The sequence below is a fragment of the Pseudomonas sp. AC083 genome (assembly GCF_979253165.1).
Map to the genome: position 1 here is coordinate 44,924 of NZ_CEEDDH010000006.1, position 25,303 is coordinate 70,226.

Here is a 25,303-nt window from a genome sequence, read left to right on the forward strand (position 1 = left end):
TCGTGTCGCGAAACGACAACTTGCCGACCGGCCCCGCTGCACGCCAAGATAGGCGCAGCATTCAGGAACCCGAGCATGAAATTTTGCAGCCACTGCGGTAACCCGGTCACCCAGCGCATTCCCGAAGGCGACTCGCGGCTGCGATTTGTCTGCGACAGCTGTCAGACCATTCACTACCAGAACCCCAATATCGTCGCCGGTTGCGTGCCGACCTGGGGGACGAAAGTGCTGCTCTGCCGCCGCGCCATCGAGCCGCGTCTCGGTTACTGGACGCTACCTGCCGGCTTCATGGAAAACGGCGAGACCATCGAGCAGGCCGCCATCCGCGAAACCGCCGAAGAAGCCTGCGCCCGGGTGCGCAACCTGAGCATCTACACGCTGATCGACGTGCCGCACATCAGCCAGGTGCATGTGTTCTTCCGCGCCGAACTGGCCGATCTGCAATACGCGGCCGGGCCGGAAAGCCTTGAAGTGCAGCTGTTCGAAGAAGCCGACATTCCCTGGGACGAGCTGGCTTTCCGCACGGTCGGGCGCACGCTGGAATGTTTCTTTGCCGATCGGCGCAGCGAGGTTTACCCGGTGCGTTCGGAGTCGATTCCGCCACTGGTGCAGCCGGCGATCACTTGAGCTTCGCGGCACCCTGCCGATAACCACACCTGCATCTATCACTATGTGTCTGCGTCATTCTTGGGGAATCGTTTCAATGCGTTGGTTGCTTGCCCTGTTGTGCCTGTCGTTCGTCAGCGTTTCGCAAGCGTCATTCGTGACCACCGTGACGCCCTCGAACACTCCGCTGATCGAAAAAGTCCTGGTACTGAAATCGGCCCACCAACTGCAGTTGATTGCCGACGGCAAGCCGCTGAAGACCTATCGCATCTCCTTGGGCAAGGGTGCAAAGAAAGGCCCGAAACTGATCGAGGGCGACAAACGCACACCCGAAGGTTTCTATTGGATCGACTGGCGCAAGACCAGCGACAAATTCAACCTGTCGATGCACATCTCCTACCCGAACATCAGCGATGCCGCCCGCGCACGCCGTGAAGGTGTCGAGCCCGGCGGGATGATCATGATCCACGGCACTCCGGATTCAGCAGACAATCCGGAGCAGTTATTCCACACCCTCGACTGGACCGACGGCTGCATCGCCATGCGCAACGTCGACATGCGTGAAGTGTGGAATCTGGTACCGGACGGCACGATGATCGAGATTCGTCCGTAAACTCGACCGCTGGTCACCGCAAAAAAAATAAATCAAAAGATCGCAGCCTGCGACAGCGCCTACAGGGGTGATACCACTCTCAACTGTAGAAGCTGTCGCAGGCTGCGATCTTTTGCTTTTTATAGGCCATCACTAATACCACTTTAAACACTGCCCCCTGAAACCCGCCAATCCATTGGGTCAGACGCCATTTCATTGCGTTGACATGGTATTCAAGTGGTATTAGCTTCCGTCGCACAAGCGAGCCACAACAATCCTATACTCGCGACGGAAACGACCTACATGAACGACCTTCAAACCCTACGTCCCGATGACTCCCAGCCGACGCCGCTGTACTTGCAACTGGCGCGCAATCTGGAAGCGGCGATTCATGCCGGGCAGTGGAAGGCCGAACAGGCGATGCCGTCCGAGCGCAACCTCAGCGACCAGCTCGGCATCTCCCGGGTCACCGCACGCAAGGCTTTGGAAGTTTTGCTCGAGCAAGGCCTGATCCGCCGCCTGCAAGGCTCGGGCACCTTCATCACCCCACGCCTGGAACAACCGCTGTCGCGTCTGTCCGGCTTCAGCGAAATGCTGCGCCTGAAAGGTTTCGTGCCGAGCTCGAAATGGCTGGAGCGGGAGATCACCCTGCCGACCCACGAAGAATTGATCCGCCTCGGCCTGTCGCCGAATGACAAGGTGGCGCGCATGAAGCGCCTGCGCAAAGCCGATGACACGGTCATGGCGATCGAGATGAGCACCCTGCCCGCCTCAATCATGCCCAGGCCGCAAGCGGTGGGCGATTCGCTTTACGAATACCTCGACGGCATCGGCAAACCGATCGTCCGCGCCCTGCAGCACATTCAGGCGATCAACGCCTCGGACGAATTCGCCGCACTGGTCGGCATCGCCCCCGGCACCGCCATGCTGCTGATGACCCGGGTCGGCTATCTGGAAGACAACACGCCGATCGAAGTCACCGACACCTATTGCCGCAACGACTACTACGACTTTGTGGCAGAGCTGCGCCGCTGAGAGCGGCCCCAAGCGAGAACGAAAATGTCCGAAGACAACATCCTCACCGCCAGCGGCTGGGTTCGCGGCCGGCTGATTCACGAACACGGCAAGGTCGTGTCGATCGAAGGCGTGCCCTGCGATCCGGCGGCTAATGATCTGCCCTATCTGCTGCCGGGTTTCATCGACCTGCATGTGCACGGCGGCGGTGGCAAAGACATTATGGAAGGCGCCGAAGCCTTCGAAACCATAAGCAAAACCCACGTGCGTTTCGGCACCACCTCGCTGTTGGCCACCACCATGACTGCGCCGAGCGCGGATATCTCAAATGTCCTGAAAGAGGTAGGACAATTCTGTGAACAGCGTCCGAAAGGCGCCGCGCGAGTCCTCGGCGTGCACCTTGAAGGCCCGTACATCAACCCGGGAAAACTCGGCGCTCAACCGAACTTCGCCCACACCGCATTGATGGCCGAAGTTGAAGAATATCTGGCGCTGGCGCCGATCCGCGTCATCACCATCGCCCCGGAAATCGCCGGTCACGATGCATTGATTCGCGAACTGAGCAGCCGTGGCATCCGCATGCAGATCGGCCACACCCTCGGCAGCTACGAGGAAGGCGTGGCCGCGCTGGCTGCCGGTGCCAGCAGTTTCACCCACCTCTATAACGCCATGAGCCCGCTGCATCACCGCGAGCCGGGCATCGTCGGCGCAGCACTGGCCCACGCCAAATACGCCGAGCTGATTCCCGATCTGTTGCACGTGCATCCCGGCGCCATCCGCGTGGCCCTGCGTTCGATCCCGTGTCTGTATTGCGTCACCGATTCGACCGCCGCCGCCGGCATGCCCGACGGTGAATACAAGCTTGGCAGCCACACCGTGACCAAATGCCTGGGCGGCGTGCGTCTGCCCGACGGCACGCTGGCCGGCAGCACCCTGACCATGGATCAGGCCCTGCGCAATCTGGTGAAAATCGGCCTGCCGATCAGCGAAGCCTCGCAGCGTCTGTCGCAATTTCCCGCCGACTACCTCGGCATTACCGAACGCGGGCGCCTTGCCCCCGGCGCCTGGGCCGACTGCGTGCGGCTCGATCGCTCACTCACACTGACCGCCGTCATGGTCGAAGGAGAAGACATTGACTTCAAAAATGCTTGAAGAGGCGCTGTCCTCGTTCGAGGCCGTGCAAGCCCAACTGCAACAGCTCGACGCGCCGATGATCGAGATCGCCGGGCGCCTGCGCCGTCAGCCGCCGCAAGTGGCGATGACCGTCGCCCGTGGCAGCTCCGACCACGCGGCGAGCTACTTCGCCTACCTGACCATGCAGCAACTGGGCGTGCCGGTGGCCTCGTTGCCGATGTCGGTGGTGACCATGCAGCAGGCGCCACTGAAAGTCAGCGGTCAGGTCGCCTTTGCGTTTTCGCAGTCGGGGCAGAGCCCGGATCTGGTCAACAGCCTGCGCCTGTTGCGCAAGCGTGGCGCGCTCAGCGTGTCGATGGTTAACGCTGCCGATTCGCCACTCGAAGCGGCCTGTGAATTCAGCCTGCCGCTGCTTGCCGGGACTGAAAGCAGCGTCGCTGCGACCAAAAGCTTTATCGCCACCCTCAGCGCCAGCGCGCGTTTGATCGCGCACTGGAAAGAGGACAGCGAATTGCTGCAAGCCCACGACGCGCTGCCAGCAGGCCTGCGCGAAGCGGCGAAACAGGACTGGAGCGTGGCCATCGAAGCCCTGCGCGATTGCGAGCGCCTGATGGTGATCGGCCGTGGCGCCGGTTTCGCGATTGCTCAGGAAGCGGCGCTGAAGTTCAAGGAAACCTCGGCGATTCAGGCCGAAGCGTTCAGCAGTGCCGAAGTCCGTCACGGCCCGATGGCGCTGATCGACGAACACTATCCGCTGCTGGTTTTCGCCCCACGCGGCGCCGAGCAGGCCGGCCTGCTGAGTCTGGCAGCGGAAATGCGCCAGCGCGGCGCCCGGGTCTTGCTCGCCGCGCCGGATGACGTCAGCGAACGCGACCTGACCCTGACTCGCGCCGAACACCCGGCCCTCGATCCGATTCTGGCGATCCAGAGCTTTTACGTGATGGCCGCAGGCCTGGCCGTGGCGCGGGGCATGGACCCGGATCAGCCGCGCCATTTGAGCAAAGTGACCCGCACGCATTAAGTCCGACTGACTGCACACCTGATGAGACCCAGCCATGCCCGACAACAATAAAGAGCTGACCCTCAGCGCCCCGCTCAGCGGCCCGGTGCTGACGCTCGCCAACGTCCCGGACGCGGTGTTCGCCAGTGGCGCGATGGGCGACGGCATCGCCATCGACCCGCTCAACGACACGCTGTATTCGCCCTGCGCCGGCGTGGTCATCCACGTTGCGCGCAGCAGCCACGCGGTGACCGTTCGCGCCGACAACGGTGCGGAAATCCTCCTGCATTTGGGCCTCGACACCGTTGAACTGAACGGCGAAGGTTTCGCCATGCTGGTCAAGGAAAGCGATCGCGTCAGCCTCGGTCAGCCGCTGCTGCGTTATGACCTGGACAAGGTCGGCCAGCACTGCAAAAGCCTGGTCAGCCTGTTGATCCTGACCAACAGCGCGGATTTTCAGGTGCGGCCGATCACCCTCAAAGCGGTGAAAGTCGGCGAGCCGTTGCTGCACATCATCGCGCGCAATGTGGTGGCGGCGAATACCGATATAAGCGGCGGGCCTGAGGTTCGTGGTCAAGTGCAGGTCGCTCATCGCGGTGGCCTGCATGCGCGCCCCGCTGCGCTGATCCGCCAGACCGCCCAGGGGTTCAGCAGCCACTCACAACTGCATTTCAACGGCAAATCGGCGCCGTGCAACAGTCTGATCGGTTTGATGGGGCTGGCGATTGGTGAGCAGGATGAGGTGCAGGTCAGTTGTCAGGGGCCGGACGCCGATGCCGCATTGCGAGCTCTGCTCAGCGCATTGGCCACGGCGCTGCCGGACGATCATCACGGGCAAGCGCCGACCACCACCGCCGCGCTGAAACGCCCGGCCGAGGCTGGGGTGTTGCATGGTGTTTGCGCCGCGCCGGGGCTGGTCGCCGGGCCGTTGTTTCGCTTGAACGCGATAACTCTACCGGCGGATGCGGGCCATCACGATCCAGTGCAACAGCAGCAGACGCTTGAAACGGCATTGAACGCGGTGCGCAGCGAAATCGCCGCCACCCTCGCCCAGGCGAAAAAGCATAAGAACGCCGACGAAGAAGCGATCTTCGCTGCACACATGGCGCTGCTCGAAGACCCGGCCCTGCTCGACGCCGCGCAGCAATTCATCGCACAAGGCACCGCAGCGACCCATGCCTGGAGTCAGTCGATCGACACCCAGTGCGACATGTTGCAAGGCACCGGCAGTCCGCTGCTGGCCGAACGGGCCAACGATTTGCGCGACCTCAAGCAACGCGTCCTGCGCGCCCTGCTTGGCGAGGCCTGGCAATACCAGGTTCCGGCCGGCGCCATTGTTGCCGCTCACGAACTGACGCCATCGGATCTGCTGCAACTCAGCGCGCAAGGTGTCGCCGGGTTGTGCATGGCCGAGGGCGGCGCGACCTCGCACGTAGCGATTCTGGCGCGCGGCAAAGGCCTGCCGTGCATCGTCGCTTTGGGCGCGCAATTGCTTGAGCAGCCGCAAGATCAGGCCGTGGTGCTCGACGCTGAGGGCGGTCGTCTCGAATTGACGCCAAACGCCGAGCGCCTGGCCGAAGTGCAACAGGCGCAGATCGAGCGTCAGCAGCGTCGCGAAAGCCAACAGGCCAAAGCCCATTTGCCCGCTGAAACGCGCAATGGCGTGCACATCGAAGTGGTCGCCAATGTCGCCTCAAGCAACGAAGCAGCAGACGCTTTTGCCAACGGTGCCGATGGCGTCGGCCTGTTGCGCACCGAGTTTCTCTTCGTTGATCGCCAGACGGCACCGGACGTCGAAGAACAGCGCAGCGCCTATCAAGCGGTGATCGATGCCATGGGCGACAAGCCGGTGATCATCCGCACCATCGACGTCGGTGGCGACAAGCAACTCGACTACCTGCCGCTGCCCGCCGAGGCCAACCCAGTGCTCGGTCTGCGCGGCATTCGGCTGGCCCAGGCGCGGCCGGAAATTCTCGATCAGCAACTGCGCGCGCTGCTGCAGGTCAAGCCGTTGTCGCGTTGCCGGATTCTGTTGCCGATGGTCACCGAGGTCGACGAACTGCTGCACATCCGCCAGCGCGTCGATGCCTTGCGCCTTGAGCTCGGCATTACCGAGCGCCCGGAGATCGGCGTGATGATCGAAGTCCCCGCCGCCGCGCTGCAAGCCGAACAACTGGCCGAACACGCCGACTTTCTCTCGATCGGTACCAACGATCTGTCGCAATACACCCTGGCCATGGACCGCGACCACGCCGGGCTGGCGGCACGGGTCGATGCCCTGCATCCGGCGTTGCTGCGCCTGATCGCCATGACCTGCGAAGGCGCGGCGGTGCACAAGCGCTGGGTCGGTGTCTGCGGCGCCCTCGCCTCCGACCCGCTGGCCACGCCGGTGCTGATCGGCCTCGGCGTCACCGAACTGTCGGTGAGCCCGGTGCAGATCGGTGAAATCAAGGACCGCGTACGCCAGTTGCATGAAGCCGAATGTCAGCGCCTGAGCCGCGACTTGCTCAAGCTGTCCAGCGCCGCCGCCGTTCGCCACGCCTGTCATCAACATTGGCCTCTGCGCTAACAAAAACAAAAAGGACAAACGCCATGTACCAACTCTTCATCGAAGGCCTGCAACGCCTGGGCCGCGCGCTGATGCTGCCGATCGCGATCCTGCCGATTGCCGGCCTGCTGCTGCGCCTGGGCGACACCGACCTGTTGAACATCGCGATCATTCACGATGCCGGGCAAGTGATCTTCGCCAACCTGGCGATGATTTTTGCCATCGGCATCGCCGTCGGTTTCGCCAAGGACAACAACGGCACCGCCGGCCTGGCCGGGGTGATCGGTTATCTGGTGATGATCTCCACGCTCAAGGTGCTCGACTCGACCATCAACATGGGCATGCTCGCCGGGATCGTCAGCGGCCTGATGGCCGGCGCGCTGTACAACCGCTTCAAGGACATCAAGCTGCCGGAGTATCTGGCATTCTTCGGTGGCCGGCGTTTTGTGCCGATCGTCACCGGGTTCGCGGCGGTGGGTCTGGGCGTGCTGTTCGGCTATATCTGGCCGCCGATCCAGCAGGGCATCAACGCGTTCGGCGCACTGATGATGGAAAGCGGCAGCATCGGCGCCTTCGTCTTCGGCGTGTTCAACCGCCTGCTGATCGTCACCGGCCTGCACCACATCCTCAACAACATGGCGTGGTTCGTCTTCGGCAACTTCACCGACCCGACCACGGGCGCCTTGGTGACCGGCGATCTGTCGCGGTATTTTGCCGGCGATCCGAAGGGCGGCCAGTTCATGACCGGCATGTTCCCGATGATGATCTTCGGCCTGCCCGCCGCGTGCCTGGCGATGTATCGCAACGCTTTGCCGGAGCGGCGCAAGGTGATGGGCGGGATCTTCCTGTCGATGGCGCTGACCTCGTTTCTCACTGGCGTCACCGAGCCAATCGAATTCGCCTTCATGTTTCTCGCGCCGCTGCTGTTCCTCCTGCACGCGCTGCTGACCGGGCTGTCGATGGCGATCACCAACGGCTTGAACATTCATCTGGGCTTCACCTTTTCCGGTGGTTTCATCGACATGATTCTCGGCTGGGGCAAGTCGACCAATGGCTGGCTGGTGGTGCCGGTCGGGCTGGCTTATGCGGTCATCTATTACCTGGTCTTCGACTTCTGTATCCGCCGCTTCAATCTGAAGACGCCGGGGCGCGAAGACGTCGCCAGCGCCGAAAAAACCGTGCTCTCGGAAACCGAACGCGCCAGCGCTTACATCAAAGCCCTAGGCGGCGCAGACAACCTGCTGACCGTCGGCGCCTGTACGACCCGACTGCGCCTGGAGATGGTCGACCGCAACAAGGCCTCGGATGCCGAGCTGAAAGCGTTGGGCGCGATGGCGGTGGTGCGCCCGGGCAAGGGCGGCAGTTTGCAGGTCGTGGTCGGGCCGTTGGCTGACAGCATCGCCGATGAAATTCGCTTGGCCATGCCTGCGCTGGGCCGAACAGCGTTGGTGGAAACCGCAGTCATCGATGAGCCGAAGAGCGTTGCGCTTACCCGCAACGAGGCGCAGCAATGGCTGGATGCACTGGGCGGTCGCGACAATGTGCTGCAGCTCGATTGCATCGCCATGACCCGCATTCGCCTGCAACTGGCCGATGCCAAGGCATTCTCCGATGCGCAGCTCAAAGCGCTCGGCTGCCTGGGTGTCAGCCAGTTGGACGGCGGCGTCTGGCATTTGCTGGTGGGGGACAAGGCCGCGAGTTTGAGCGGGGCGATCGAGACATTGCTGAGTCGCGGGGAGGTCAGCGCGCAGGTTTGATCTGCGCGGGTGGCGGGAGGGCTGGAGCGGGCGGGGAAAATCCGGCTCGCGCACGATATATGGATACCACCCTCCTCCACGCCCCGCTCGCCATGCTGGCCCTTCATCCCCAGCATGGAAATCGTGCCTATGAGCACCCCCAACGCACCCACACCCGATGAGATCAAAAACGATCTCAACCAGATCGGCCGTCTGCTCTTCAACACCGAAACCCCGCTGCTGCCCGAGCACAAACCGAGCACCGAGCAGGCCCATCTCAAACGCCTCGAAGAGCAGCTGAAAACCTATCGCGACAGCTACCTGCAACGCAGCCGCACGCTCTATCAGGCGCTGGCAACCAGCGACCTGCAAAGCGAGGCAGGCAAGCAACTGATCGCCACGCTGAAGGTGCGCCTCAGCACGCAACTGATCAACATGGATCTGCGTGACCAGATCGACGGCAAACCGGCAAAAACCTTCCTTAAATACGACGCCGGTTTCACCGCGCTCGAGTATGAGGCGCAACAAGCTGTCAAGGATCGCCTGTTGCACCCGCAGGCTGGTGAACTGATGAAGAAACTGGCGCTGGGCCCGCTGTTGCGTCCGGCCATGTATGCGTTGCAGTTCACTTATCAGCAAACCACTGTCGAGCTCGCCGGGGCCTTTGTTGTTACGCAAAACGACACCCCGAAAGTCAGCGATCTGCTGACAGACCAGAGCGCGGGTTTCGTCGTTTTGTTCACACCTGCCAGGGGCCTGGAGCTGTTCAATTCTCTGGCTGATCTCGATGCCCATCTGCTCGAGACCATGAAGCACAGCATCAGCCGTGGCGAGTTGATGCAGCTGCTGCCCAGCCGCTACCACGAGGTCGGTACAGCAGGAATCTGGCCATTGCAGCTGGCGCCCATCGACAGCCAACCGCTGTTCGAACACATCTACGATGCCTTGATCGAAAAACGCACCCTGGATATCGAATATGCACTGAGCTTCGCCGCTAACCCGCAGCAGGATCCCGCTCGCTTGATCGCCGAGCTGGAGCGCGCCATCGGCGCTGCGCTGCCGGATCTCACTCCGCGTCTGGCCGTTCAGGCACAAACCCTGTTCGAACGGCACCTGCGCAACAGCGCCCCGGACTGGTACCGCAGCGCCGACACCGCCAAGCGGGCCGAACTGGCGTTGCACCTGGGCAACTACAATCAGGCCCGGCAAAACCTGCTTGACCTCATGGGCCCGGCGGTCAGTCTGATGGCCGTGGCCCGCCAGCAATGGCTGGAGCGTCTGAGTGATGATCTGCAAATCGACGATCTGCAACCGGACAAGCTGCAAATCACCACCGACCGGCGGGTACCGGGATACGGCGTATATGTGCACAAGCGCAACCTGCTCGAGCTGACCCTGCGCGGCCCGCATACCGGCGATGAGTTGCCAGGCTCAGAGTTTCTCAGCCACACCCGGCTGACTTACAACGACCTGCCGTTATCCGACGAGTACGCGGACGTGACGCCCGCCTGGGTGCTCAAGCAGGCACTGGAGCTGGAACCGCGCGTCGACTTCGCACGTTTGCAAACGCAGATGCAGGCAAGCTCCGCAATCAAACCTGCGATTGAGCAGATGCTCGATCAGCGCATCGTCGCGCTCGCCCATACCGCAGCGCTGCAAGGGCACCTGCTCGACAGCGACCTGCAAATGATCCAGCGCCTGCGCAGCGGTAGCGATTCACAGTTGCGCGCCGCCACGCTGTGCTTGCACGGTGCGCAACTCCAAGACCTTTGGGTGCTGCGTCAGAACGATCAGGCCGGTGCGCTCAAACGCGTTCTGCTATGCACGCCACAGGCCCCACGCGATCGCCAGTTCGAGGCCTTTGACAGTGAGCGCGAATGTCAGACCCATGTGTTGTCGTGGGCCAAGCAGAGTGACGCCGCCCAAACCATGGCCGGTTACCTGGTCAGCCGCGCACCGATGCGCTTTCGTCCTGCTCTGCGCAAAGTCTTGTCGGGGCTGAGCTTCAAGCCGGAAGCAGCGGAGCACCAGAAGGTGACTTTCGATCACCTCGGCAACCATCTCGATTGCCTCAAAGCAATGGCTGAACACATGCTCGCCACACGCATCGATGATTATGATTTCAGTACACCGGTGTGGTATCGCTCGACCACTGCGGCCAATCGCCGACAACTGACGACGCTGAGCGACGACGCCGAGGGCGCACTGCTCGCATTCAATCAACATCCGCTGTCGGGCGGGCGTTTCCAGACATTTGACGCCTACGTGCACGAGCAAGCGAAGCTCAGCCTGAACCGCTTGCTCAAACGTGCGGCCAATGACGTCGATCCTGACACCGTCTGGGCCTACTCGCCAAAATCGATCGTGCCCTCATGGACACCAAAGCCGTTGACCTATACCCGGCTGTATCGCGACGGCTATGCCGACGGCGTGGGTTTTCTCGAGCAGAAATTCTCACGCTCGGCGCGCTTCAGAGGTCCGCAAGGCATCGATATCAGCAGCCTGACCGCGCAGAATGTCGCGCGCTCGGTCACAGGGGTATGGATCGGTCAACGCTATACCGACAAAGTCAAAAAGGAGCTGCAGAATTCCCAGAGCGAAGGCTACGCGTTCCGCCGCAACGCGACGCTGGCCATCACTCAGCGCCAGATGCAAAGCGCCGCGCTGGAATGCCAACTGCAAGGACATATCGCCAGCAGCGACCTGCAATGGCTCCAGCACAGCATCACCAGCATGGATCAAACGTCGGGGCAGACGCGGACGAAGTACCCGATCCACCGGTTGATGATCGACGGCGAATGGGTGATCGATACCTGGCTGTTCAGCCATGGCAGTAATCCGGTTCTGCTGTATACGCCGGACGCGCCGGACGGCGTGCGTTTTCGTGAAGCGCGCCTGTTCAATTATCTGCTGCTGCAATCGGGCATGGTCGAGTACTTCACCTCGCGCGTGGGTATCAGCGCCCAGACCCGGGTCCGCACGCACCTGGACAACATCCGCAAGAAGCTGCCCAAAGACCTCAACAAAACCACCCCCAGCCCCGCCCGCTACGACTCGATGCGACCGGCTGACGCCGTCAGCGACCTGCTCACCGCGCTCTATGACATGAAGCTGCAACGGCGGATCGACAACGTCCACGCGACCACCACCAGTCGTATCGAAATGATCGCCGGCCTGATCTGGACAAGCGTTGAGTGGGTCGCGGCCATCGCCACCGCGCCCTTCCCGCTGTTGAGCCTGAGCACCGGCCTGTTGCTGGCCTTCAAGGACGCGATGCTCGCCCTGCATGCCTATCGTCAGGGCAACAACAACGAAGCGTTCCGGCACTTGCTCGGTTATCTGTTCAACAGTGCCGGCGCGGTGCTGACGGATCTGCGTCCGGCGCTACGGTCACTCAAGCCCGTCCGGCGCCCGTTGCGTCAGGCTGTCGCCACTGCCGGCGATGAGCAACAGAGTGCTCTGGCATTGGTCGATCAAATGGCCACTGAACCCGTCTGGGATGATATGCAAGCGGTCGCTTTCAGAGGACAGTCGTATTACGCCAGCAACAACCCGGACGCGCTGGGCCGTTATTTGCTCTACCGCCCGGATCCGAATGGCTCCGGACTGCTTTCGACCGGCATTCTGACCGTGCGTAACTCCGACGGGGTGATGGTGCGCAGCGGCCTGTCCGGCGGGGCACCGAAATACGAAGCTGTGCCCGATACACCCGGTCCGCACAAAGATTATGGAGTCGCGATCAACTACCGCGAGCGCGTCGAAACGTTGCTGGTGCCGCAATCGCGCGAGGCATTGCTGCAACTGAGCGACATGGGTATCCCGCGGCAGACCATCATGGCCCGGGTGGTCGATCAGTTGAGCGATGTACGCACAGCCTATCTGCAACAGGTCGAAAAACTCACCAAAGATGCCACGGACCATTTTGCCCGGCTCGCCCCCCTGCCCGCCCGTGCCGAAGTGCCGGCGGTTGCCGCCAATACCTCATTCGCACAGTTGATTGGCAGCGATGCATTCGCCGCAAAAAACCTGGTGATCGGTGCACAACCTGGTTCGATCGCCAGCAAACAGTTATTGATCGAGAATCTCGACGTCCTCGTGGCGAACGGCTACAAGCATCTGTTTCTCGAATACCTGCCGGGTGACGTGTTTCACCTCAAACTGGAAAAGCTCAACAGAAACGGCTCCTGGTTTCATATCAAGAAACATCTGAAAGCGCTCGACAAAGCCATGGGGTATGCGCCGGACGCAGCTTTTTCTTACTTGGCGCTGGTGCGCAGGGCCCGGGAAAAAGGCATCAGCATCCATGCGCTGGACGGCTCGACCAGCTATAAGCTCGAAGGGATCATGGTGATGTCCGAAGTCTCGCCGCTGACCCCGCGAACCAACTCCATCAGAAACTTCTATTCGCACAAGGCGCTTGCCAGCGATGTGGCCGACGTCGGCGAAGAGCGCTGGATTGCCCTGACTGAACAGTCGCGCATGACCACGTTCGACAACACGCCGGGCCTGGCCGACCTGCACGAGGCCGTAGCCATACGTGTTGAAGACATCGACCTGTACCAACCCGCACGCATAAGCAGGGATACACCCGGAGCTATCGCCGGCGATGCGACTGCGCAAGGTGATTTCCTGGTACAGATGCCGAGCACCTACAAGGCACCTCTACCCGTCTCCAGGCCGCCCGCCGCAGCTAGCGCCGTTGATCACTTCAGCGATTTCGATGTGGCTTTGCCGCTGCGTGACGATATTGCTGAAATGTTGCATAAGCCCTACTCCATGGACTCGAATTACACCCCGACGATCTCCAGTGAAAGAACGGCCTACGAGGCTTTCATCGCCCAGCGCAAGCGCCTGGAAAAAACCGCCAGAGACGCTTTCGCCGACTACGTCCCTCCCGATGCGCCGATCCTGCCGGTGCTCACCTCTGACTGCACATTCGAGACTTTTTTGCGGCAACTGGCCGACGGACGCTTGAATCTGCTGATCGGCGAGGCCCATGCCGATGTAGCGAGCAAAGCGCTGCTGAAAAAGCACATGAAAGCGCTCAAGAAAGCAGGCTATGACACGTTGTATGTCGAGCACCTGTTCACCGATCTGCACCAGGCCGATCTCGACATTTTTTTGCGAACCCAACGTATGCCGGACAGGCTGAAGGCGTACCTGCATCGTCAGGACCGAGGGCACATGATGGCTTACGGTGGGAGCGATACCTACACGGAGCTCTACCAGGCAGCAGCCAAATACAACATCCGCATCAGAGCGATCGATTGCACAGCGTCCTACCACCTCAAGGGCCTGCATGACAAAGCAGTCTCGCGAAACGAGATGTTCAGCTATTTTGCAACCCAAGTGATCGAGGCTGATCAACTGGCCAACGGCCCGCATAAATGGGTGGCCCTCATCGGCAGTACGCACACCAATTACAACCTCGGTGTGCCAGGTCTGGCCGATACGCTTTCAGCCGTCAGCCTGCACGTGCGTGACACCGCCCCTGAACTGGCCAGGGATATTCACCGTGGGACATGGGAATTTATCAGCGACAAGCACGAGGCCAACGTGAGGGCCTTGAGCAGCGACTTTGTGATGGAGGTGGCCGTCCCCGGCACGAGAAAGCCTGCTGCGCCTCCGTCTGTCAGTCGCAGCAGACTGACTCGACAGGGCCAATTCCTGATCGAAAATGCAGATACCCGCAACGCCAGTGTGGTGCATAGATCCAGGTCCGGCGAGATCGTTGAGACGCCGATTCAGATCAATGACAAAGGTCTGTTCTTCATTGATCGCTGGGGGAAAAAAGATGAGAGCTTCAAATACCTGCGAACCTTGGTCGACATGCTTGTAACGGACGTCAAGCTGACACAGGTGACGTGACATCCACGCGATTGCACGTCGTGGAAAACCACCGGGCTCGACGGCCCGGTGGTTTTTTCACGCCTACGGATCAACCCGATCCAGCGCACGGTTCACCGCCAGCTCAGCGAGCATGATGATCTGCTGAATCGCCAGCGCCGTATTGCGCTGCGGTCGCCCCAACTGATCGGCGAAATCACTGGCCAAGGTGTTGGCTGAAGCGAGTGACTCACAGGCGTGGGCCAGCAGGGATTCGGTGTCGACGTCGGGCTGGATGAGGAACATGGTGCCGGGCGGGCGCGCCTTGCTCGGCTGTGGGCACAGGTAAAAATCCAGAGCACGCTTGATCGCTTCGCGGTTTTTCGCGAGGTCGTCGGCGCGGATGGTTTGTTCGAGAGGGGTTGTGGGTTCGTGGGGTGGGTCGGGGACGATCTTATCCAAAATGCTTCTCCTGCTGATGCTGATGGGCAGCCATCAATCGCCGGATCTCACGCGGCGAATAGGTGGCAGCTATGTGCGAGGTGAGATCCACCGGAGCAGGCAACCGGCCAGACCGAAGTCTGCCCGCACACAGCCGCCATAAAGCAGGCAGCAGATTGAGCTGGCGCCAATTATCGTGGTGCTGGCGCCAGTTGCAAGCTATCCGGGGATCTCACTCCCGATCGCTGATTCGCAGCGACGGGAAAAGACTAGAGATCGCACGTCCGACGGACAACCTGAAAACCTTGTGGGAAGGTTCTGGTCATCGGGTACCGGATTTAAACAATCTCTAGTTCTCGAGAGCATGGATGGGCCTCATCGCGAGCAGGCTCACTCCTACAGTTGTCATCGGGTCATTCAGTGAGAAACGGGTCGGCTGACAGGCCGCCTTCGCGAGCAAGCTCGCTCCCACAGAAAGCAAAATCAAGATCAAAAGATCGCAGCCTTCGGCAGCTCCTACACAATGAGCGCAAGCTCGAGTGCTCTTGATCTTGATCCACCGGCGACGTCGGAAGGCTGAGTGGAGGGATTGATCCGGGGGTGGGAGCGCAGCGACCGTTCGACGAAGTCGAACACAGCGGAAGGAGGTGCAGCGAAGCAAACCGGAGCCGCTGCGCCCGGATCAGTCCCGGAGCGAAGGAACCCGAGCCTGCGAGGGCCGAACGTAGGAGCAAGCCTTTTCGGTTACCTTTTTGGCGTTTGAAAAAGGTGACTCGCCGTAAGGGCGAAACCGCCAGCCGCAGCACCCGAAGCAACGGATATTCACTCAATCAGCCAGCATGCTCGCCTGTAGGGCCGCCTTCGCGAGCAGGCTCGCTCCCACAGTGAAAATGCGCCCGCACAAAAATCAGCGGCAACAAAAAACCCGCAGACAATCACTCATCTGCGGGTCTCCCGTTCCAGCAGCCAAGAAGATCAGAAATCCTCCAGCCGCCACACCTCATAAGCCGGCGTCTCATACGGATGACTGAGCTTCAACGCCGCCACCACAGCCACAATCAACTCATCCGCAACGACAAGCTCAACCTTCCATTCCTCAACCCGCTCGACCTGCCCCGCCTGACCGATAAACGGCTGACTGCCGTCCAACGGTCGAAACTGGCCCAGGCCAAGCACCTGCCACGCACAGTGGTCATAGTCACCGATCCGCCCACCACCGGCAGCGAACACAGCCCCTTTGACCACCTCGACATGACTGTCAGGAACAAAAAACGCCAACTTGTACACGACGATCAGTTAACCCACACGCGAGCGTTACGGAACATACGCATCCACGGCGCGTCTTCGTTCCAGTCTTCCGAACGCCACGAGTTCTGCACCGCACGGAACACACGCTCCGGGTGCGGCATCATGATCGTCACGCGACCGTCACGGCTGGTGAGGCCGGTGATCCCGCGCGGCGAGCCGTTCGGGTTTGCCGGATAGGCTTCGGTGACCTTGCCGTGGTTGTCGACAAAACGCATCGCCACGCAACCGGACAGATCGGCTTCCAGCAGTGCTTCTTCGCTGGCGAACTCGGCATGCCCTTCACCGTGGGCGATGGCGATCGGCATGCGCGAACCGGCCATGCCCTGCAGGAAGATCGAGTTCGATTCCTGGATCTGCACCATCGCCACCCGCGCTTCGAACTGCTCGGAGCGGTTGCGCACGAAGTGCGGCCAGAATTCGCTACCCGGGATCAGCTCGTGCAGGTTGGACATCATCTGGCAACCGTTGCACACGCCCAGCGTGAAGCTGTCGTTACGCTCAAAGAAGCCCTGGAACGCATCGCGGGCGCGGCTGTTGAACAGCGCCGACTTGGCCCAGCCTTCACCGGCGCCGAGCACGTCGCCGTAGGAGAAACCACCGCAGGCCACCAGGCCTTTGAACTCGTTGAGGTCGACACGACCGGCGAGGATATCGCTCATGTGCACGTCGATCGCGCTGAAACCGGCGCGATCGAACGCGGCGGCCATTTCCACCTGACCGTTGACGCCCTGCTCACGCAGCACGGCAACCTGCGGGCGGATGCCTTTCTTGATGTAGGGCGCGGCGATGTCCTGATTGACGTCGTAGCTGAGCTTGACGCTCAGGCCCGGATTGTCTTCTTCCAGCAGCGCGTCGAATTCCTGCTCGGCGCAGTCGGCGTTGTCGCGCAGACGCTGGATCTGATAGCTGGTCTCGGCCCACTGACGTTGCAGCAGACGACGCTGGCCTTCGAACACGGTGTCACCGTTGAAGGTGATGTTGATCTGGCCATTGTTGATCGGCTGACCGATCACCGACACGCAGTCGCCCAGGCCGGCGGCGCTGAATTGCGCGAGGATGTCCGGGGTGGCGTCCTGACGAACCTGGATCACTGCGCCGAGCTCTTCGTTGAACAGGATCGCGGCGATTTCCGAAGCAGATTCGGCAACGCTGTCCAGGTTCAGGCTCAGACCGCAGTGGCCGGCGAAGGCCATTTCCACCACGGAGGTCAGCAGACCACCGTCGGAACGGTCGTGGTAGGCCAGCAGGTGACCGTCGGCATTGAGGCCCTGGATCACCGCGAAGAAGGCTTTCAGGTCTTCGGCGTCATCGACGTCCGGCGCATGCTTGCCGAGTTTGCCGTGGACTTGCGCGAGGATCGATGCACCCATGCGGTTCTGACCGCGACCGAGGTCGATCAGGATCAGGTCGGTGGTGCCCTTGTCCATGCGCAGTTCCGGGGTCAGGGTCTGACGGATGTCAGCCACTGGCGCGAAACCGGTGACGATCAGCGACATTGGCGAGGTGACGGTCTTGTCTTCGCCGTTGTCGTTCCAGCGCGTGGCCATGGACATCGAGTCCTTGCCCACCGGAATGGTGATGCCCAGCTCAGGGCACAGCTCCATGCCGACCGCTTTCACGGTGTCGTACAGACGCGCGTCTTCGCCCGGGTGGCCGGCAGCGGACATCCAGTTCGCCGACAGTTTGATGTCGGAGAGCTTGTTGATGCGCGAGGCAGCAATGTTGGTGATGGTTTCGCCGATGGCCATGCGGCCCGAGGCCGGCGCGTCCAGCAGAGCCAGCGGAGTACGCTCGCCCATCGCCATCGCTTCACCGGTGTAGACGTCGAAACTGGTGGCGGTGACGGCAACGTCGGCCACCGGCACTTGCCATGGGCCGACCATCTGGTCACGGGCGACGAGGCCGGTGATGGTGCGGTCGCCGATGGTGATCAGGAAGCTTTTGCTGGCCACGGCCGGGTGATGCAGAACGCGTTCGATGGATTCGCTGATGTCGAGGTTCGACGGATCGAAGTCATCGCCCAGCTCGGCTTCGCGAACCACCGAACGGTGCATGCGCGGCGCCTTGCCCAGCAACACTTCCAGCGGCATGTCCACCGGGTTGTTGCCGAAGTGGCTGTCGGTCACGGTCAGTTGCGGTTCGGCAGTCGCTTCCCCGACTACGGCAAACGGGCAACGCTCGCGTTCGCAGATCGCCTGGAAGCGCTCGAAGTCTTCCGGGCCGACTGCCAGCACGTAACGTTCCTGGGATTCGTTCGACCAGATTTCGTGCGGGGCCATGCCCGGCTCGTCGTTTGGAATGTTGCGCAGTTCGAAACGGCCACCGCGGTCGCCGTCGTTGACCAGTTCCGGGAAGGCGTTGGACAGACCGCCCGCGCCGACGTCGTGGATGAAGCTGATCGGGTTCTTGTCGCCCAGCTGCCAGCAACGGTCGATGACTTCCTGGCAACGACGCTCCATTTCAGGGTTTTCACGCTGCACGGAAGCGAAATCCAGATCCGCCGAGCTGGTGCCGGTGGCCATCGACGAAGCCGCGCCGCCACCGAGACCGATCAACATCGCCGGGCCGCCGAGCACGATCAGCTTGGAGCCGACGACGATCTCGCCTTTCTTGACGTGTTCTTCACGGATGTTGCCCATGCCGCCAGCGAGCATGATCGGTTTGTGGTAACCACGCACTTCGTCACCGTGCGGAGTGGTGATCGACTGTTCGAAGGTACGGAAGTAGCCGGTCAGCGCCGGACGACCGAATTCGTTGTTGAACGCAGCGCCGCCGAGCGGGCCTTCGATCATGATGTCCAGCGCGGTGACGATGCGCTCAGGCTTGCCGTACGGCACTTCCCACGGCTGTTCGAAGCCAGGGATCTGCAGGTTGGAGACGGTGAAACCGGTCAGGCCAGCCTTTGGCTTGGCGCCGCGACCGGTTGCACCTTCGTCACGGATCTCGCCACCGGAACCGGTGGATGCGCCCGGGAACGGGGCAATCGCGGTCGGGTGGTTGTGGGTTTCAACCTTCATCAGAATGTGCACCGGCTCCTGCACCGCGCCGTACTGGCGGGTTTCAGGATTCGGGAAAAAGCGGCCGGCAACGTTGCCGACGATCACCGAAGCGTTGTCCTTGTAAGCGGACAACACGCCTTCGCTGTGCATCTGATAGGTGTTCTTGATCATGCCGAACAGGCTTTTTTCCTGGCTCTGGCCGTCAATGTCCCAACTGGCGTTGAAGATCTTGTGGCGGCAGTGCTCGGAGTTGGCCTGGGCGAACATCATCAGTTCGATGTCGTGCGGGTTGCGCTTCAGACCGTTGAAGGCGTTGACCAGATAGTCGATCTCGTCTTCGGCCAGGGCCAGGCCCAGCTCGGTGTTGGCCTTTTCCAGCGCGGCGCGGCCGCCACCGAGGATGTCGATGGCGGTCAGCGGCTTCGGCTCGGCATGGCTGAACAGACCGGCGGCGTGTTCGAGGTTGGCCAGCACGATCTGGGTCATGCGGTCATGCAGCGCGTCCGAAATCAGCTGGGCTTCGGCTTCGCTGAACTGCCCTGCAACATAGAAGGCGATACCGCGTTCCAGGCGCTGGATCTTGCTCAGGCCGCAGTTGCGGGCGATGTCGCTGGCCTTGCTCGACCACGGCGAGATGGTGCCGAAACGCGGCAACACCAGAAACAGACGGCCGGTAGGCTCTTGAACCGGAACACTTGGGCCGTACTTCAGAAGGCGCGCTAGCACCTGCTGTTCGTCGCCGGTCAGGACGCCGGTGACTTCGGCGAAGTGAGCGAATTCAGCATACAGGCCACTGACAGCTGGAACCTTCTGGCTCAGTTGCTCAAGGAGTTTGCTGTGGCGAAAGGCAGAAAGGGCAGGAGCGCCGCGCAGGATCAACATCTTCGGGACAGCCTCGGGAAGGGGTGTGCTTTGAGGCCGTGCATTCTAGCCTAAACCGACCTCAACATCACCCGAAACGCTACGCACGGTTGCACTCGGGTAGCAATCTGTGTTTCTGCCTTCGGGGTCAGGTAAATCGAGCGTTTCAGCATGGCTTATTTTTACTGTAACAAAATGCCCTGAAGGCCCGTATTCAAGGGATTTCGTTCGATTTTGTGATCGCTAGCAGACTAGTCCTACGCTGTCGAGATATGGCGCCCGTGGCCGTTTGCGTATACTGCGCAGATGTTTTTCCCAACGGCTTTGCGTCCGCGATACGCCAAATGGCTGATCGCAACCGGACTCTTCCTGGTGCTCGGTGGCTGTGTTGATAAACCCAACACACTCGAGCGCGTAAAGGAGGACGGTGTGCTGCGCGTGGTTACCCGCAACAGCCCCGCCACCTACTTTCAGGATCGCAGCGGTGAAACCGGCTTCGAATACGAGCTGGTGAAGCGCTTCGCCGACGATTTGGGAGTCGAATTGAAGATCGAGACCGCCGACAATCTCGACGACCTGTTCAATCAGGTCGGCAAGCCGAACGGCCCGGTACTCGCAGCCGCCGGTCTGGTCAGCAGCGATGAACGCAAGAAGCAGGTGCGGTTCTCCCACTCCTACCTCGAAGTCACCCCGCAGATCATCTACCGCAACGGCCAGTCGCGCCCTACAGATCCGGCGGATCTGGTCGGCAAGAAGATCACCGTGCTCAAGGGCAGCACCCACGCCGAACAACTGGCCGCGCTGAAACAGAAATATCCCGGCATCGACTACGAAGAATCCGACGCGGTTGAAGTGGTCGATCTGCTGCGCATGGTTGATGAAGGCCAGATCGACCTGACGCTGGTCGACTCCAACGAAGTGGCGATGAATCAGGTGTACTTCACCAATATCCGCGTGGCTTTCGACCTCGGCGACGCGCGCAGCCAGAGCTGGGCGGTGGGCCCGGGCGAAGACAACAGCCTGCTCAATGAAATCAACGCCTATCTGGACAAGGTGCAAAAGAACGGCACCCTGCAACGCCTGAAAGACCGCTACTACGGCCATGTCGATGTGCTTGGCTACATGGGCGCCACCACCTTCGCCCAGCACTTGCAGCAGCGTCTGCCGAAATACGAACAGCACTTCAAGAACTACGCGAAGAAAGAGAAAGTCGACTGGCGCCTGCTGGCCGCCATCGGCTATCAGGAATCCCTGTGGCAGCCGACGGTGACCTCGAAAACCGGCGTACGCGGCCTGATGATGCTGACCCAGAACACCGCGCAGGCGATGGGCGTATCGAACCGCCTCGACCCCAAGCAGAGCATCATGGGCGGCGCCAAGTACCTGGCTTATATGAAAGATCAGCTAGACGATTCGATCCAGGAACCGGATCGCACCTGGTTCGCGCTGGCGGCGTACAACGTCGGCAGCGGCCATCTGGATGACGCGCGCAAACTGGCGGCGAAGGAAGGCCTGAATCCGGACAAGTGGCTGGACGTGAAAAAGATCCTGCCGCGCCTCTCGCAGAAACAGTGGTATAGCAAGACCCGCTACGGCTACGCCCGCGGTGGCGAGCCGGTGCATTTCGTGGCGAACATCCGTCGCTACTACGACATCCTGACCTGGGTGACCCAGCCGCAGCTTGAAGGCGATCAGGTGGCCGAGGGCAACCTGCATGTGCCGGCGATCGACAAGTCGAAACCGGCGCAGGAACCTGCCCCTCTTTAAAGCAAAAGATCGCAGCCTTCGGCAGCTCCTACAGAGCTATGTGTACACCTGTAGGAGCTGCCGAAGGATGCGATCTTTTGTTCTTAGCCCTTGAGAGCAGCAGCCAGGATCAGCGCTTTCATCTCCGACACAGCAGATTTGAAGCCGACAAACAACGCATGCGCCACCAGCGCGTGGCCGATGTTCAGCTCGTTGATGCCTTTGATCGCAGCCACGGCTTCAACGTTGTGGTAATGCAAGCCGTGACCGGCGTTAACGATCAAGCCTTGGGCCAGACCAAACGCAACGCCATCCGCCACACGCTTCAATTCCTCGGCCACTTCAGTCGGGGTTTCAGCATCGGCATAACGACCGGTGTGCAGCTCGATTGCCGGCGCACCGACGCGCTTGGAAGCCGCAATCTGCCGCTCGTCAGCATCGATGAACAGCGACACTTCGCTGCCGATTTTCGACAAGCGCTCGACCGCAGCCCTTATGCGTTCTTCCTGCCCCGCCACATCCAGGCCACCTTCGGTAGTCAGTTCCTGACGGGTTTCCGGGACCAGGCAGATGTGCGCCGGGCGAATACGCTCGGCGAACGCCATCATTTCTTCGGTGACGCCCATTTCGAAGTTCATGCGGGTTTGCAGCACATCCTTGAGCAGCAGCACGTCACGCTCCTGGATGTGACGGCGGTCTTCGCGCAGGTGCACGGTGATGCCATCGGCGCCCGCCTCTTCTGCATCCAGCGCCGCTTTGACCGGATCCGGGTAGCGCGTGCCACGGGCCTGACGCAGGGTGGCGACGTGGTCGATGTTCACGCCGAGAAGAATGCGATTGCTGCTGGTCACGGATGCGCTCCTGAATTGAGAGGTTCGGCGCACAGCATATCAGGGCTTGCGAAACAGCTCGCGACTGACAAGCGGACGCCCGCCCAAATGCACCGCCAAGGCCTGGCGCATCAGACGCTTGGCCGCCGACAGCGCACCGGGCGCCGACCAGTCGGCTTCGGCCATGGCCAGCAGCTCGGTACCGTTGAACAAGCCGGGTTGCAGCAGGTAAACGCGCTCGAGTCCGGCGTCCACTTGCAAGCGATAGAGGCCGTCAGCAGCGACAGGTTCGCCGTGGATGTCGGTATTCATGGAGAAGCCGTAGCCGAGATCATCCAGCAATCTCCATTCGAAGGAGCGCAACAATGGCTCCAGCGGCCGACCTTCGGCCAGCGCCAGCAAGGTCGCGGCGTAATGATCAAACACTGCGGGATGCGGATCTTCGGCAGGCAACAGGCGAATCAACAGTTCGTTGAGATACAGACCGCTGAACAGCGCCTCGCCGTTGAGCCAAGCAGAGGTGCCAGAACTCTCCATGCGCCCGACATTCTTCAACTCACCCTTGCCACGGAACTCGACCTCCAGCGCCACGAACGGCCGCGCCAGCGTCCCGGCCTTGCCTCGCGCACTGCGCAACACCGCCCGCAGCCGACCTTGCGGCGTAAGGAAATCGACCAATGCGCTGGTTTCGCGATAGGCACGCGAATGCAGGACATAGGCGGGTTGGGCAGGAGGCGGGTTTTGCGACATTGAGTTCTCGATGAAGAAACGCGGTTTTTACATGCAACCCAAAACCACTGTGGGAGCGAGCCTGCTCGCGAAAGCGGAGTGACAGTCAACATCAATGCTGAATGTTACATCCTCTTCGCGAGCAGGCTCGCTCCCACAGTGGGTATCGGTGTTCTCGAGATCGCTACTTACAGGTCGCCGTAACCCAGCGAACGCAGCGCGCGCTCGTCATCGGACCAGCCGCCCTTCACCTTGACCCACAGGTTAAGCATGATCTTGGAGTCGAACAGCAGCTCCATGTCCTTGCGCGCTTCGGTGCCGATGCGCTTGATGCGCTCGCCCTTGTCGCCAATGATGATCTTCTTCTGGCCGTCACGCTCGACAAGAATCAGCGCGTGGATGTGCAGGGTCTTGCCCTGCTGCTTGAATTCTTCGATTTCGACGGTGATCTGGTACGGCAGCTCGGCGCCCATCTGGCGCATGATTTTCTCGCGCACCAGCTCGGCGGCAAGGAAACGGCTGCTGCGGTCGGTGATCTGGTCTTCCGGGAAGAAGTGATCATTCTCCGGCAGGTGATCGGCGATGACCTTTTCCAGCGCGTCGAGGTTGTGCCCGTGCTGCGCGGAAATCGGGATGATCTGTGCGTTCGGCAGCTGTTCCTGCAACCAGCTCAGGTGCGGCATCAGCTCGGCTTTGTCTTCGATGCGATCGGTCTTGTTCAGCGCGACGATCAGCGGGCCAGTCACGTATTGCACACGCTCCAGAACCATCTGGTCTTCGTCGGTCCACTTGGTGCGGTCGACGACGAAGATCACCACGTCGACGTCTTTCAACGCCGCCGAAGCGGTTTTGTTCATGTAACGGTTCAGGGCCTTTTCGCCACCCTTGTGCATGCCCGGGGTGTCGACGTAGATCGCCTGCACGTCGCCCTCTGTCTTGATCCCGAGCATGTTGTGGCGGGTGGTCTGCGGTTTGCGCGAAGTGATCGCGAGCTTCTGCCCGAGGATGTGGTTAAGCAGCGTCGACTTGCCGACGTTGGGACGGCCGACGATGGCAACGTAGCCACAGCGAGTTGCGTTTGTATCAGTCATTGCCATTCTCCACGCCCAGGGCAATCAGTGCTGCGGCGGCCGCTACCTGTTCGGCAATACGACGGCTCACACCCTGACCTCGGCTTTTTTCATTCAGTAAGACCACTTCGCATTCGACGAAGAAGGTTCGGCAGTGCGGTTCGCCCTGGATATCCACCACTTCGTAGCGTGGCAGTTCGCAACCGCGCGATTGCAGGTGTTCCTGCAAGCGGGTTTTCGGATCCTTGTTGGTGTCGACCAGCGTCAGGCCTTCGAATTCGCCGGCCAGCCAGGCCAGCACGCGCTCGCGGGCGACGTCCATGCCGGCATCGAGGTAGATCGCGCCAATCAACGCTTCGAGGGCATCGGCCAGAATGGATTCACGGCGGAACCCACCGCTCTTCAGTTCACCCGAACCCAGGCGCAGATAATCGCCGAGGTCGAAACCGCGAGCGAGTACGGCCAGCGTCTCACCTTTTACCAGCCGAGCGCGCAAACGTGACAACTGGCCTTCGCGAGCCAGCGGGAAGCGATCGAACAGCGCCTCGCCAGCGACGAAGTTGAGGATGGCATCACCGAGGAATTCCAGACGCTCGTTGTTGCGCCCGGCAAAACTGCGGTGCGTGAGGGCCAGCAGCATCAGCTCCTGGTCCTTGAAGGTGTAACCGAGCTGGCGCTCGAGACGGCTTAGAGAAACGCTCACGGTTTACCCACGCTGAGTTCGTGGCTGGTTTCCACTGCCATCGCCGGGGTACGGCGCAGGCCTGGGACAATTAACGCTGTGTTCAAAAAATAAATCCTGGCGATTGCGAAGCCGATTGTGCCGGCTCCAGAAATGCATTCGGCGCTGTGGTCAACAGCGC

16 protein-coding genes are annotated in these 25,303 nt (G+C 61.1%); 9 read left to right on the top strand and 7 right to left on the bottom strand.

Annotation, left to right across the window (positions count from 1 at the left end; genetic code table 11):
• Window positions 1-75 precede the first annotated feature (75 nt).
• From AC0IXA_RS11715 to AC0IXA_RS11750, 8 genes are all read left to right on the top strand, one after another.
• Window positions 76-627 carry an NUDIX hydrolase gene (locus AC0IXA_RS11715; RefSeq protein ID WP_016771548.1) on the top strand — a complete coding sequence of 184 codons (552 nt, stop codon included), beginning with the start codon at window positions 76-78 and terminating at the stop codon, window positions 625-627.
• A 76-nt stretch (window positions 628-703) separates the two neighbouring features.
• Complete coding sequence (locus AC0IXA_RS11720; RefSeq protein ID WP_024011712.1) at window positions 704-1,219, top strand: L,D-transpeptidase family protein; 516 nt, start codon at window positions 704-706, stop codon at window positions 1,217-1,219.
• 282 nt (window positions 1,220-1,501) lie between these two features.
• On the top strand, window positions 1,502-2,233 hold the full coding sequence (locus tag AC0IXA_RS11725; RefSeq protein ID WP_016771550.1) for a GntR family transcriptional regulator: 732 nt from the start codon (window positions 1,502-1,504) through the stop codon (window positions 2,231-2,233).
• Between the two features lie 24 nt (window positions 2,234-2,257).
• Window positions 2,258-3,364 carry an N-acetylglucosamine-6-phosphate deacetylase gene (nagA, locus tag AC0IXA_RS11730; protein WP_471813135.1) on the top strand — a complete coding sequence of 369 codons (1,107 nt, stop codon included), beginning with the start codon at window positions 2,258-2,260 and terminating at the stop codon, window positions 3,362-3,364.
• Window positions 3,345-4,367 (top strand): SIS domain-containing protein, encoded by a 1,023-nt coding sequence (locus AC0IXA_RS11735; RefSeq protein ID WP_110600223.1) that lies wholly within the window; start codon window positions 3,345-3,347, stop codon window positions 4,365-4,367. The genes nagA and AC0IXA_RS11735 overlap by 20 nt, the downstream gene beginning before the upstream one ends.
• 34 nt (window positions 4,368-4,401) lie before the next feature.
• Window positions 4,402-6,915 carry a phosphoenolpyruvate--protein phosphotransferase gene (gene ptsP / locus AC0IXA_RS11740; RefSeq protein WP_471813137.1) on the top strand — a complete coding sequence of 838 codons (2,514 nt, stop codon included), beginning with the start codon at window positions 4,402-4,404 and terminating at the stop codon, window positions 6,913-6,915.
• 23 nt (window positions 6,916-6,938) lie between these two features.
• Window positions 6,939-8,651 (top strand): N-acetylglucosamine-specific PTS transporter subunit IIBC, encoded by a 1,713-nt coding sequence (nagE, locus tag AC0IXA_RS11745; RefSeq protein ID WP_471813139.1) that lies wholly within the window; start codon window positions 6,939-6,941, stop codon window positions 8,649-8,651.
• A 129-nt stretch (window positions 8,652-8,780) separates the two neighbouring features.
• Entirely contained in the window at window positions 8,781-14,498 is a 5,718-nt protein-coding gene (locus tag AC0IXA_RS11750) for a membrane-targeted effector domain-containing toxin (RefSeq protein WP_471813141.1), read from the top strand.
• Between the two features lie 63 nt (window positions 14,499-14,561).
• On the opposite strand, the gene AC0IXA_RS11755 is transcribed toward AC0IXA_RS11750, so the two are convergent.
• The 3 genes from AC0IXA_RS11755 to purL form a co-directional block, all read right to left on the bottom strand.
• Window positions 14,562-14,918 (bottom strand): DUF6124 family protein, encoded by a 357-nt coding sequence (locus AC0IXA_RS11755; protein ID WP_471813143.1) that lies wholly within the window; start codon window positions 14,916-14,918, stop codon window positions 14,562-14,564.
• A gap of 954 nt (window positions 14,919-15,872) precedes the next feature.
• On the bottom strand, window positions 15,873-16,184 hold the full coding sequence (locus tag AC0IXA_RS11760) for a YqfO family protein (RefSeq protein ID WP_016771558.1): 312 nt from the start codon (window positions 16,182-16,184) through the stop codon (window positions 15,873-15,875).
• Between the two features lie 5 nt (window positions 16,185-16,189).
• Entirely contained in the window at window positions 16,190-20,086 is a 3,897-nt protein-coding gene (gene purL / locus AC0IXA_RS11765) for a phosphoribosylformylglycinamidine synthase (protein ID WP_471813145.1), read from the bottom strand.
• A 285-nt stretch (window positions 20,087-20,371) separates the two neighbouring features.
• Between purL and mltF the strand changes: the two genes are divergently transcribed.
• Complete coding sequence (gene mltF, locus AC0IXA_RS11770) at window positions 20,372-21,832, top strand: membrane-bound lytic murein transglycosylase MltF (protein ID WP_341639150.1); 1,461 nt, start codon at window positions 20,372-20,374, stop codon at window positions 21,830-21,832.
• Window positions 21,833-21,915: 83 nt separating this feature from the next.
• On the opposite strand, the gene pdxJ is transcribed toward mltF, so the two are convergent.
• The 4 genes from pdxJ to rnc form a co-directional block, all read right to left on the bottom strand.
• A complete protein-coding gene (gene pdxJ, locus AC0IXA_RS11775; protein ID WP_016771560.1) occupies window positions 21,916-22,662 on the bottom strand; it encodes a pyridoxine 5'-phosphate synthase in 747 nt (248 codons plus the stop codon).
• A gap of 39 nt (window positions 22,663-22,701) precedes the next feature.
• On the bottom strand, window positions 22,702-23,391 hold the full coding sequence (gene recO / locus AC0IXA_RS11780) for a DNA repair protein RecO (RefSeq protein ID WP_041479514.1): 690 nt from the start codon (window positions 23,389-23,391) through the stop codon (window positions 22,702-22,704).
• A 167-nt stretch (window positions 23,392-23,558) separates the two neighbouring features.
• On the bottom strand, window positions 23,559-24,461 hold the full coding sequence (gene era / locus AC0IXA_RS11785; RefSeq protein ID WP_007909024.1) for a GTPase Era: 903 nt from the start codon (window positions 24,459-24,461) through the stop codon (window positions 23,559-23,561).
• Window positions 24,454-25,143, bottom strand: a complete 690-nt coding sequence (gene rnc, locus AC0IXA_RS11790; RefSeq protein ID WP_024011703.1) for a ribonuclease III — start codon at window positions 25,141-25,143, stop codon at window positions 24,454-24,456. The genes era and rnc overlap by 8 nt, the downstream gene beginning before the upstream one ends.
• Window positions 25,144-25,303: the final 160 nt, after the last annotated feature.